Genomic DNA, 11,392 nt, shown 5'->3' with positions numbered 1-11,392 from the left:
CATAGGGGAATCGAACCCCTGTTACCGCCGTGAAAGGGCGGTGTCTTGACCGCTTGACCAATGGGCCAAAAAAAAATGGTGATCCATCCGCGACTCGAACGCGGGACACCCTGATTAAAAGTCAGGTGCTCTACCGACTGAGCTAATGGATCATCTTGTTTTTCGTGGGTGTTTCTCTCACTCACAAAGACTATTATATTATGGGTTTATAATTTCGTCAACACTTTTTCTACATTTTTTTTATTTTTTTTTAGCAATTTAATGAATATAGCCTAGAATCCTGTAAATAACTTATATTTATATTTAATAATTTACTTTATTGAATATATTTTATACTATTTTTTTAAATTTTTTTTGAAATTTTTATATTAATTTAAATGAAAAAATAAAAAATGTAGTGATAAAATACCACTACATTTTTTATAAAAATTTATATATTAAGCGAATATATTTCTTCTTATTATAGTTTGAGCTCTATTTGGTCCAACTGAAACCATATCTATGTTAACTCCAACTAACTCTTCTATTCTAGCTATATATTTCTTAGCATTTTCTGGAAGGTCTTCGTATTTCTCTACATTAGTTAAATCTTCATTCCATCCATCTAATTCTTCGTATACAGGCTCACATTTAGCTAAATCTTCTAATGATGCTGGGAAATCAGTTATTACTTTATCTCCTAATTTATATCCTGTACATATACTTACCTTATCAAATCCACTTAAAACGTCTAATAACATGAATGATATACTTGTTATTCCGTTAACTCTAGCTGCATATTTTACTATTACAGCATCAAACCATCCACATCTTCTAGCTCTTCCTGTTACTGTTCCGAACTCACGACCTTGAACTCTTATCTTTTCTCCAACTTCGTTATCTAATTCAGTAACAAATGGTCCTTCTCCAACTCTTGTAGTATAAGCTTTAACTATACCAACAACATCTTTTATCATGTTTGGCCCAACACCTGCTCCTATAGAGAATCCTCCTGATGTTGGATGAGAAGAAGTAACGTATGGGTAAGTTCCTAAATCTAAGTCTAGTAATGTTCCTTGAGCTCCTTCAAATAGTACTTTTTTACCTACTTTTATAGCATCGTATACTACAACTGAAGTATCTGCAACGTTCTTTCTTATTTGATCAGCATATCCTAAATATTCATTGTATATAGTTTCGAAATCAAACATAGCTTCTTTTCCATATACACCTTGAACTAATTTATTTTTAGCGTCTATTTGTAATTTTAATTTCTTAGCAAATATCTCTTTATCCATTAAGTCACATATTCTTATTCCTGATCTTTCAGTTTTATCCATGTAACAAGGACCTATACCTTTTTTAGTAGTTCCTATTTTGTTATCTCCTCTAGCTTCTTCTGCTAGTGCATCTAACTCTTTGTGATATGGGAACACAACGTGCGCTCTATCACTTACTTTTATGTTTGTTGTATCTATATTTTCTTTATTTAAAGTTTCTATTTCTTCTAAAAATCCTTTTGGATCAAATACTATACCGTTACCTATTACATTTATAGTTTTAGGATTTAATACTCCTGATGGTATAAGGCGTAGTGCAAACTTCTTTCCGTCTACAACTAATGTATGCCCTGCATTATTTCCACCTTGTCCTCTTACTACTACATCCGCTTGTGTAGCAAGGTAATCTATAACTTTACCTTTTCCTTCGTCTCCCCATTGAGATCCTACAATTGCTACTGTTTTCATATAATTCACCTCTATTGTATATATTCGAACACTTTACCAATACATTTTATCAAACATTCGATATATTTTCAAACTTTTTTAATTTATCGATAGGTTTAATATGTATTTTTCTATTTCATTCAAATCTTTTAATGCAGTAAATTCATTTTCTTTCGCCTTTACTTTAGTTATATATTTTTCTATTTCTAATTCGTTAATTAAGCCTAAATTTTTAATTTCTCCTGACATAGTATTTATCATAAGCAATTCAAAATCTCTTTGTACTTTTTGGCCATAAATAACTAAAGTCTCTTTTATATTATTGTCAACAATTCGAAATAAATTTATTTCTTTGTTTATTTCCATTATTTTTGGATATATATATAATACATTTATATTCAACACATTTTTCCCCCATAAAAAAATTTGTATTTATAAACAGTAAAAGCAAGCTAATAGCTTGCTTTTTTTGTTTATTCACATTTATCAACAGGCTATCTGTGGATAGTGTGGATAATTTTTTATGCATTTTTCAATGCTTATAAATATTTTAATACATGTATCCACACATTTCGAGTTACCCAAAAGTACGTTCTGTGGATATATGTGGATATTTTTCTACATATCTCTTGATTTATCTGCAAATTTTTGAACTTCTCCAAGCCATACTAATTCTACGGCTCCAGTTTCTCCATGTCTATTCTTTGCAATTATAACTTCTCCAATATTTTTTCGTTCAGAGTCAGGATGATAATACTCATCTCTATATAAAAACATAACTATATCTGCATCCTGTTCTATCGCTCCAGATTCTCTTAAATCTGATAGCATTGGTCTGTGATCAGCTCTTTGCTCAGGAGCACGAGATAGCTGAGAAAGCGCAACAACTGGACAGTTTAACTCTTTTGCTATTATTTTTAATGATCTAGATATTTTAGAGATTTCTTGTTGTCTACTTTCATTATTACCTTCACCTTCCATAAGTTGAAGGTAATCTATAAGTATTAAATCTAGACCTTGTTCTATCTTTAGCTTTCTACACTTAGACCTTAGCTCTGATATCTTTATACCAGGAGTATCATCTATATATATCTTTGCATTTGATAAAACAGCCATAGCATCAATTATTCTAGGCCAGTCATTTTCTCCTAACTTACCTGTTTTTAGCTTTTTAAGCTCAACATTAGCTTGTGCTGATAACATACGCTGAACTAACTGTTCTTTAGACATCTCTAAACTAAATACAGCTACAGATGCATCACCTTTTAGGGCAGCATTTTGTACAAGGTTTAGTGAAAATGCTGTTTTTCCCATTGCAGGACGCGCTGCCAATAATATTAGGTCTGTTCTTTGTAATCCATTTATCTTTTTATTTAAATCTTTAAATCCAGTTGTAATACCTGTTATTTCAGCTTTACTACTATACAAATGTTCAATTGTATCATAAGCATCCATAAGTACTAAGTTTATCGATTTAAAATCATCACTTGCTTTTTCTTGTGATATATCAAATATTTTCTTTTCTGCTTTATCTAATACATCTTCGATTTTTGTTGCTCCATCATACCCTAGGTTTATTATGTCATTAGAAGCCTTTATTAGCTTTCTAAGGACAGATTTCTCTTTTACTATATCAGCGTAAAACTTTACGTTTGATGTAGTTGGTACGATAGTTGAAAGGCTTGTAATGTAACTTATTCCTCCAACATCATCTAAATGTCCTTGCTTTCTTAACTCTTCAGTTAAAGTTATTAGGTCTATAGGTTCACCCTTATTACTTAATACTATCATGCATTCATATATGATTTTGTGAGCTTCTTTATAAAAGTCATCTGGCTTTATAGTTTCACTTACAGTTATCATAGCATCTTTATCAAGTAGTATAGATCCTAATATTGACTGCTCTGATTCCACACTATGCGGAGGAATTCTTGTCATATCCTCCATAATTTATCACCTCTAGTGTCTCTTTATTGTTTTTCTTTTACATCTACTCTCATTTTAGTAGTTACTTTTTGATGTATCTTTATATCTACTACTCTTGAACCTAATACTCTTATTGGTTCATCTAAAGATATCTTTCTTTTATCTACTTCTATATTGTGTTGTTTCTTTATTTGCTCTGCTATTTCTTTTGAAGTTATTGATCCAAATAATCTTCCACCATCACCAGCTTTAGAGTATATAACTACGTTTAGTTCTTCCATTTGCTTACCTAATTCTACTGCTGCTTCATATTCTTTTTGAGCTTTTATTTCTTGAGATTTATTTTTTTCATTTAATTCTTTCATTGATGTATTATCAGCTACTACTGCTAATTTTTTAGCTAATAAGTAGTTTCTTGCATATCCATCACTAACTTCTTTAACTTCGCCTTTTTTTCCAGTTCCTTTAACGTCTTTTAATAATATAACTTTCATCTTATTCTTCCTCCTTCAAACATTCATATATAATATCTTTTACCATTGAGTATGCAGTTTCTATCGAAACATCTTTAAGTTGGGCTCCTGCTATATCTATATGCCCTCCTCCGCCTAGCTTCTCCATAAGTACATGTACATTTATTTTTCCTAATGATCTCGCACTTATAAATACTTTATTATCTTTTCTACCTAGAACAAATGATGCTTCTACTTCTTTTATATTTAACAACTCATCTGCAGCTTGTGCTATTACTATGTTGATATTATCTGCTTCAGTTTCTGTGTATGCTAAGCATATATTATCATTAATAATTTTAGTGCTTTGTATTATTTCAGCCTTAGTTATAAAATCTTTTATATCTGAGTTAAACAGCTTCTTAACTTCTATAGTATCTGCTCCAACCTTTTTTAGGTATGATGCTGCTTCAAAAGTTCTTACTCCAGTCTTAAATGCAAAGTTTTTAGTATCTAAACTTATACCTGCTAAAAGACCTTCTGCTGTTAGCTTATTTATTTTAACATTATTTTCCATATATTGAACTAATTCAGTGACCATCTCACATGTAGATGATACGTATATCTCATGGAATAAAAGAACTGTATCATTTATGAACTCTACACCTCTTCTATGATGATCTATAACTACTATTTTATCAGATATACCTAATAATTCTTGGCATTCAGTATAATTTGGTCTATGCGTATCTACAACGATTACTAAAGTATTTCTTGTACAGTTTTTTATAGCATCTTCATGATCTATAAATAAGTTCTTGTAGTATTCTGATGCTTTTAATCTTTTTACAAATTCCTCAATTGATTCATTTGAACTGTCTAATACTATATTGGCCTGTCTATTACATGATTTACATATATCATATATACCTACTGCTGATCCCATAGCATCCATATCTGGATATTTATGCCCCATTATATATACTTGTTCACTCTCTAGTATAACTTCTCTTAAAGCATGACCTATAAGTCTTGATTTTACCTTTGTAGTCTTTTCTACTGCTTTAGATTTTCCACCATAGAAAACAAATTTATCTTTGGTTTTTATAACAGCTTGGTCTCCACCTCTACCTAACGCTAAATCCAACGCTCCAGACGCAAGCTTTATATTCTCATTTATTGACTCTCCATCTACACCAATTCCCATACTTATAGTTACAGGAAGGGTATTTCCATGATCAATTTCTCTAACTTTATCTAAGATGGAGAATTTTTCACTTTCTAATTTTTTAAGCTCTTTCCTGTTCATTACAAGGAAGAACTTATCCTTTGATGTTCTTTTTAAAGCCCCTTTAGAATTAATCTCTAAAGCAGTTAAAATCTTTTCTATTTCAACATTTATTAAAGGTCTCTTTTCCTCTGGTGCACTTTTTAATACATCGTCATATCCATCAACTTGTATTAACATTAATGAATTTTTTTCGTCATTATAACTTCTTTCTAACTTTAGATATTCCGTTTTATCTAGCCAGTATAACATCATTAAGTATTTTGCATTTTTTTCTTTATCATTTTTTATAACATTGTAAACTATTGTATACTCTTTATCTTTATATTTTATTTCTGTATACATTTCTTTATTTTCATTTAAAACTTTTCTTAAATTTAAATTTTTCACTATATCATCTATATTTACACCTAACAACTCTGATGACTCAGTCATTTCATGGAATTTATTATTATACCAAGAAATACTACCATCAAATTCAAGGATACATAGAGGTATAGGAAGATTCATTATAGCCTTTTTTGTTGTTTCATCTATGTCTAGAGATAAATTTTGAATATATTTAGTCCATTCTTTTCTTCTTATATTAGTTACTCTCCAATTATGAGAAACTATATATAAGAAAATAAAGAAGAATAAACAACCAACATAAATATTATAAAAAAGTAAAGCTGTACTAGCTAAACCTATAATAAGAATGTACACATTTATTTCTGGCATATTCATTTTAAAGGTCGGTTTATTCCTCATTGCTACCCTCCTTATATGGATTTATAACTTCTTACCTTTCTAAAGTCAATTATACTATCTAACATACCCACAAAAGATACGCCTATAAATCCAAATATAGATAATATCAATCCTGATATAAATACATTTTTTATTTGATTTTGTTTAAGCCATTTTTTTAAGTAATATACAGCTACAGCTATTCCTTGTATCATAAATAAGAAATTAAATACCAGTTGTAAGTTCATCATTATTAAATCTGTATGAAGTTTTATTCCCACCATATCTATAAATAAAACTAATAAATACAACATCAATGATGTAACAATAGCATTTCCTGGTAAATAAAAATCTGCAAATTTAGGAGCTTGCAATTTTAATTGTCTCGTTCTTCTTAATATAAAAACTTCCATATAGTAAATAATAAACGCTAACATAATTCCTTGTAAAAATAATATAGCGGGAATCATATTCGTAACTAAATCTAGGAAGTCATCAACTTTTATACCTTCTCCTAAACTCAAACCTGCACTTCCTAATATTGATGCTTGAGTATCTACAGTCTCTTTCATCATTTTCATGAAGTCATCTAATATATTAGTTCCAAAAACAAAGTTTGAAACCAAATAGAAAATAATTATAGATAATACTACTGCAATAGTTCCCATATATATTGGTTCAAACTTATTATTGCTCTCACCATTTATATATACCCTTGCAGCGCTACCTATAACTATTCCAGGGAATACACTTACTATACTTATACTTACTGCATACACAGGACTTACTGTAAATATAAGAACAAAAAATGTTGCTATTAAAGCTAATGCTGAATATTTATTATCAGTCAACGTTCCTATTATTGCATAAGGAACAGGTATTACTAAACTTAATATACCTAAAAAAGGTATATATACTGTTATAAGTGATAGTAGTATACCCAGTGTAACTATCATCGATGCTTGAGATAGTTTTACTTTATTGTTCAACTTAGATTCACTCCTTATTATCCATATGTTTTTTTAATTCAGATAATTCACCATACCATCTTTCTACGCTATGATCTTCACTTATTCCTAGTTTTAGCTTTTCTTTCACCTTATAATCTATTTCTGTAAAACTTATTCCCAATCTTTTTGCTAAAAGGTATGTTATCATTATTATATTTGCTAAAGTGTCTTGTAGTGTCTCATCTAAAGGCTTTACTCCCTTAAAAATAAGATTGAACAAATCCCCTACACTAATTAACAACTCTGTCTTCATCCATTCCATTATTTTAACGTTTCTTGTCACATCGGAACTCTTATCTAATCTCACAGTTGCCCCCCTCCTTAATATATAAACATTATAACATAAATCATAACATATTTAACCAGATATACAAAAAAACGAGCCATAAGGCTCGTCCTTTTCTTAGTCTAATGTATATGGTAAAAGTGCTATGTTTCTAGCTCTTTTTATTGCAACTGTTAATTCTCTTTGGTGCTTAGCACAAGTTCCAGAGATTCTTCTTGGTAATATTTTACCTCTTTCAGTTACGTATTTTTGTAATCTTTGAGTGTTTTTGTAATCTATTCTAGCGTCTTTAGAAGCACAGAATTGACAAACTCTCTTTTTCTTACGTCTCTTTTTGTTTATCATAGTAAATTTCCCTCCTTTTTAGAATGGTATATCGTCATCATCTATAGCTTGGAATCCTTGAGGATCTAATCCTTGAGGCTCAAAGCTTGGACTGAAATCCGGTTCAAATCCTTGATGATTTCCTTTATATGAACTTTCAGATTTATTTCTAGTATCTAAGAATTGTACTCTGTTAGCATTAACTCTAGTAGCTCTTCTAGTTTCTCCGTTTTGAGTTTGGTAGCTATCGATTCTTATAGAACCTTGTATAGCAACTAAGCTTCCTTTACCTATATAGTTAGCGCAATTCTCTGCAGATTTACCCCAAACTTGTATATCTATAAAGTCAGTTTCTTTTTTCCCATCCTTGCCACTGAATTCTCTATCAACAGCTATTGCAAAGTTTGCAACAGGAGTTCCACTTCCTGCGATGTATCTTAACTCAGGATCCCTCGTTAATCTACCCACTAAAACAACATGGTTCATAATAACACCGCCTTTTCGCAATAAAACTAGTTATTAAGCAACAACTATCATGTGTCTTATTACGTTTTCGTTTATCTTTAAGTTTCTGTCTATTTCTTTAGGAACGTCAACACCAGCGTTGAAGTTAACTAATACGTAGTGACCTTCATTGAACTTAGCTATTGGATAAGCTAATTTCTTAGTACCCCATACGTCAACCTTTACAACTTCACCTTCAGTAGCAACAACTTCCTTAACTTTGTTAAGTACAGCTTCTCTTGCTTCTTCATCAGCGTTTGGCTTTACTACGAAAACTAATTCATAATTTCTCATTATTATTTCACCTCCCTTTGGACTTAGCGGCTCTACATAAGTAGAGCAGAGAAATGAGATTCAAATCTCATACTTATCACATTTTATCACTACTAATTATAAATGTCAATTTGATTTTTTGACTCATTTTATATTATAACAACTTTTTTTGAACTTAATACGTATATATTCATTATTTATGGATAATAATATAGTTATATAGCCCCCATAACTTAAATATATTTCATCCCAATCTCCCCTAAAAAGGGTGGTCTAATGACCACCCTTTTTATTTATTTCTATATAATTTTTATTATAATTTATATAAATATTAAGCTTCTGTTGTTTCTACTTCCATATGCTTTCTTAAAACTACCCCTAATCTCTTTATACCTTCAACTATTTGATCATCTGTTGCAGTTGAGTAGTTTAATCTAAAGCAGTTTTCTTTTCCTCCATTAGGGAAGAAAGATCCTCCTGGAACATATGCAACATTATTCTTAACACAATCTTCCATTATAACTTTAGAATTTAAATCACCTGGTAATTCTACCCAAGTAAATAATCCACCTTCTGGATGAGTATACTCTAATCCTTCTGGTAATTCTTCTTTCATAGTTTTTAACATTAAATCTCTACGTCTACTATATACTTCTTTTAATTTCTCAACGTGTGCGTCTAAATCATATATATCCATAAATTTGCTTACTTCTCTTTGTGATATAGTAGATGCTTGTAGGTCTGCTCCTTGCTTAACGAATATAAACTTCTGTAATATTTCATGAGATGCGCATGTCCAGCCTATTCTATATCCTGGACAGAATATTTTTGAAAAACTTCCTAAGAAAATTATTAATCCTTTTTTATCCATTGATTTTAAAGATGGTAAATTTTCACCTTCAAATCTTAATTCTCCATAAGGATTATCTTCTACAACTGGTATTTCATATTTTTCTATGATTTCCATGAATTTTTTACGTCTTTCAAGTGGCCATGTTCTTCCTGTTGGGTTTTGGAAATCAGGTATTACATATATCATTTTGACTCTATCTGTAGTTGCTAATACTTTCTCTAATTCTTCCATTATCATACCATTTTTATCTGTTGGTATTTCTATGAATTTTGGAGAATATGCTTTGAAAGCATTTAATGCCCCTAAATAAGATGGGCTTTCACATAAAACTACGTCCCCTTCATCTAAGAAAACTTTACCTGCAAAGTCTAATCCTTGTTGAGATCCATTAGTTATTAATATATCATCTTTATTTACATTCGTTTTATTTTTACTATTCATTCTATCAGCTATATGCTCTCTTAAAGGTTGGAATCCTTCTGTTGTAGAGTATTGTAAAGCTGCTGTTCCTGCTTCTTCTAAAACTAAAGTTGATATTTTTTTCATTTCTTCTACTGGAAATAGCTCTGGAGCTGGTAAGCCTCCCGCAAAAGATATAACTTCTGGTTTCTCTGTAAGTTTTAAAAGCTCACGTATTTCTGATCCCTTTAACTTATCCATTCTCTTTGCAAATTTAATAGCCATAATTAAAGCACCCCCTGAAATTGTTTTCCCTACTTTAATTATAGCAACCCCTTTCGGGATTTCGATACTAACTTTTAAATTTTCTGAATTTTCTTTTTTTATTTAGATGTTACTATTTTTTTTACTCTTTTTTCTAATGTTTCTCTGTCTAACATTATCATTCTAGAGCACTGGGTACATCTTATTTTTATATCCATTCCGACTCTAGTTATTTCAAATTCTTTGCAACCACATGCGTGTTGCTTTTTCATTTCAACTATATCTCCTACGTTAAGATTCATAGGCATACAAAATCACTCCTTATCCTATTTGACTTACTTCTTTTTTTCCATCAGCTAATTTTTTTATATTATATATACCCTTATATTCGATGTTATTTGAACTTAATATCTCTTTTACAATTTCTATATCTTTTTCTAAAAATCTAACAGATATACCACAACTTGCTGTTATCTCTCTAGGTGTTGGTAATGTAGTACATGTTATATTCTTTTCTCCAAACAATTTATCCGATCTTATTGCATGATGAGTTGAGTTAAATGACACTATATACATTTCATTCATTTCTATTTCCTCTTTCTAATTATTTATTTTAAATTTACACTTATATAATTTTTATCAAAGTAAGGCTACATAGTCAATATGTAGCCTTACTTTATTATCTATACAGTTATAGTTTGTGATGTATTTTTCATTATATCCACTATATTATACATATTAGTAACTGTTCCTACTTCTAATGTATCTTTTAATCCATAGTAATCTAGACAAGTACCACAAGATACAATTTCTACTCCACCTTCTTCTAATATCTTTAAATTTTCTATAGTTGCTTTATTTTGTGCTGTAAGTTTAACTCCAGAGTTTACAAACACTATGTACTTAGGGTAAGGTTTTGCTTCTGTTAAAGTATATATAAATCCTTTTATAAGGACTTCTCCTAATTCATCATTTCCTGATCCCATTTTATCTGATGATATATATATACATTTATTTTCTAATTCACTTTCCTCTTTTACTTGTACTACCGAACCCTCACCCTTTTTAACTTCTATTATTATTAAATTTTCTTCTTCTTTTATTATTTTAGTTTCACAATTTGATGATTTAGCTAGCTTTAATATATTTTCTTTAGCTATTGAATTATCTACTGTTACTACTACTGATCCATTTTCTATTTTATCTAATTCTTTCTTTGTATTTATAACTGGTTTAGGACACGCTAAACCTCTCGCATCTATTTCTATTAACAATTTACCCATCCTCTCTTTATCTTTATTCAACTCAATTCTATCATATCTATATTTTTACCAGCTATAGATTGTTTCTATAGGCATATAGATTAGACTAATTGTAG

The 11,392-nt window shown here is 30.0% G+C and carries 14 protein-coding genes and 1 tRNA gene; all 15 read right to left on the bottom strand.

The window, feature by feature from the left end:
- Positions 1 to 76: 76 nt before the first annotated feature.
- The 15 genes from BLP75_RS17250 to yedF all read right to left on the bottom strand — a co-directional run bounded on the left by BLP75_RS17250 (position 77) and on the right by yedF (position 11,288).
- Positions 77 to 152, bottom strand: a tRNA-Lys gene (locus BLP75_RS17250).
- 285 nt (positions 153 to 437) lie between these two features.
- A complete protein-coding gene (locus BLP75_RS17245; protein ID WP_092727787.1) occupies positions 438 to 1,727 on the bottom strand; it encodes an adenylosuccinate synthase in 1,290 nt (429 codons plus the stop codon).
- A gap of 78 nt (positions 1,728 to 1,805) precedes the next feature.
- On the bottom strand, positions 1,806 to 2,111 hold the full coding sequence (locus tag BLP75_RS17240) for a hypothetical protein (RefSeq protein ID WP_092727786.1): 306 nt from the start codon (positions 2,109 to 2,111) through the stop codon (positions 1,806 to 1,808).
- A 213-nt stretch (positions 2,112 to 2,324) separates the two neighbouring features.
- Entirely contained in the window at positions 2,325 to 3,653 is a 1,329-nt protein-coding gene (dnaB, locus tag BLP75_RS17235; RefSeq protein ID WP_092727785.1) for a replicative DNA helicase, read from the bottom strand.
- A 23-nt stretch (positions 3,654 to 3,676) separates the two neighbouring features.
- On the bottom strand, positions 3,677 to 4,126 hold the full coding sequence (gene rplI, locus BLP75_RS17230) for a 50S ribosomal protein L9 (protein ID WP_092727784.1): 450 nt from the start codon (positions 4,124 to 4,126) through the stop codon (positions 3,677 to 3,679).
- Position 4,127: 1 nt separating this feature from the next.
- Positions 4,128 to 6,122, bottom strand: a complete 1,995-nt coding sequence (locus BLP75_RS17225; protein WP_092727783.1) for a DHH family phosphoesterase — start codon at positions 6,120 to 6,122, stop codon at positions 4,128 to 4,130.
- Positions 6,123 to 6,133: 11 nt separating this feature from the next.
- A complete protein-coding gene (locus BLP75_RS17220) occupies positions 6,134 to 7,090 on the bottom strand; it encodes a YybS family protein (protein ID WP_092727782.1) in 957 nt (318 codons plus the stop codon).
- A 7-nt stretch (positions 7,091 to 7,097) separates the two neighbouring features.
- On the bottom strand, positions 7,098 to 7,418 hold the full coding sequence (locus BLP75_RS17215; protein ID WP_092727781.1) for a MazG-like family protein: 321 nt from the start codon (positions 7,416 to 7,418) through the stop codon (positions 7,098 to 7,100).
- 96 nt (positions 7,419 to 7,514) lie between these two features.
- The gene (gene rpsR, locus BLP75_RS17210) at positions 7,515 to 7,742 is read right to left on the bottom strand and encodes a 30S ribosomal protein S18 (protein WP_071118875.1); all 228 of its coding nucleotides are present in this window, start codon (positions 7,740 to 7,742) and stop codon (positions 7,515 to 7,517) included.
- Between the two features lie 18 nt (positions 7,743 to 7,760).
- A complete protein-coding gene (locus BLP75_RS17205; protein ID WP_092727780.1) occupies positions 7,761 to 8,207 on the bottom strand; it encodes a single-stranded DNA-binding protein in 447 nt (148 codons plus the stop codon).
- Between the two features lie 33 nt (positions 8,208 to 8,240).
- Positions 8,241 to 8,519 carry a 30S ribosomal protein S6 gene (rpsF, locus tag BLP75_RS17200; RefSeq protein ID WP_092727779.1) on the bottom strand — a complete coding sequence of 93 codons (279 nt, stop codon included), beginning with the start codon at positions 8,517 to 8,519 and terminating at the stop codon, positions 8,241 to 8,243.
- A 310-nt stretch (positions 8,520 to 8,829) separates the two neighbouring features.
- Positions 8,830 to 10,035: an aminotransferase-like domain-containing protein gene (locus BLP75_RS17195; RefSeq protein WP_092727778.1), complete on the bottom strand. Its 1,206-nt coding sequence runs from the start codon at positions 10,033 to 10,035 to the stop codon at positions 8,830 to 8,832.
- A gap of 98 nt (positions 10,036 to 10,133) precedes the next feature.
- A complete protein-coding gene (locus BLP75_RS17190; protein ID WP_092727777.1) occupies positions 10,134 to 10,322 on the bottom strand; it encodes a DUF951 domain-containing protein in 189 nt (62 codons plus the stop codon).
- 13 nt (positions 10,323 to 10,335) lie between these two features.
- A complete protein-coding gene (locus BLP75_RS17185; protein ID WP_092727776.1) occupies positions 10,336 to 10,599 on the bottom strand; it encodes a putative Se/S carrier protein in 264 nt (87 codons plus the stop codon).
- A 98-nt stretch (positions 10,600 to 10,697) separates the two neighbouring features.
- Complete coding sequence (gene yedF, locus BLP75_RS17180) at positions 10,698 to 11,288, bottom strand: sulfurtransferase-like selenium metabolism protein YedF (RefSeq protein WP_092727775.1); 591 nt, start codon at positions 11,286 to 11,288, stop codon at positions 10,698 to 10,700.
- Positions 11,289 to 11,392: the final 104 nt, after the last annotated feature.

This window comes from Romboutsia lituseburensis DSM 797 (genome assembly GCF_900103615.1).
Taxonomy (GTDB): Bacteria; Bacillota; Clostridia; order Peptostreptococcales; family Peptostreptococcaceae; genus Romboutsia_F; species Romboutsia_F lituseburensis.
The sequence above is the reverse complement of the archived record's forward strand: the minus strand, read 5'-3'. Positions and strand labels throughout refer to the sequence as shown.

What these genes read in the sequence shown, in the direction of transcription:
- rpsF (WP_092727779.1), bottom strand. Translation starts at nt 8,519, where the DNA reads ATGAGAAATTATGAATTAGTTTTCGTAGTAAAGCCAAACGCTGATGAA.
- rplI (WP_092727784.1), bottom strand. Translation starts at nt 4,126, where the DNA reads ATGAAAGTTATATTATTAAAAGACGTTAAAGGAACTGGAAAAAAAGGC.
- BLP75_RS17225 (WP_092727783.1), bottom strand. Translation starts at nt 6,122, where the DNA reads ATGAGGAATAAACCGACCTTTAAAATGAATATGCCAGAAATAAATGTG.
- BLP75_RS17185 (WP_092727776.1), bottom strand. Translation starts at nt 10,599, where the DNA reads ATGAATGAAATGTATATAGTGTCATTTAACTCAACTCATCATGCAATA.
- dnaB (WP_092727785.1), bottom strand. Translation starts at nt 3,653, where the DNA reads ATGGAGGATATGACAAGAATTCCTCCGCATAGTGTGGAATCAGAGCAG.
- BLP75_RS17190 (WP_092727777.1), bottom strand. Translation starts at nt 10,322, where the DNA reads ATGCCTATGAATCTTAACGTAGGAGATATAGTTGAAATGAAAAAGCAA.
- BLP75_RS17205 (WP_092727780.1), bottom strand. Translation starts at nt 8,207, where the DNA reads ATGAACCATGTTGTTTTAGTGGGTAGATTAACGAGGGATCCTGAGTTA.
- BLP75_RS17195 (WP_092727778.1), bottom strand. Translation starts at nt 10,035, where the DNA reads ATGGCTATTAAATTTGCAAAGAGAATGGATAAGTTAAAGGGATCAGAA.
- BLP75_RS17245 (WP_092727787.1), bottom strand. Translation starts at nt 1,727, where the DNA reads ATGAAAACAGTAGCAATTGTAGGATCTCAATGGGGAGACGAAGGAAAA.
- rpsR (WP_071118875.1), bottom strand. Translation starts at nt 7,742, where the DNA reads ATGATAAACAAAAAGAGACGTAAGAAAAAGAGAGTTTGTCAATTCTGT.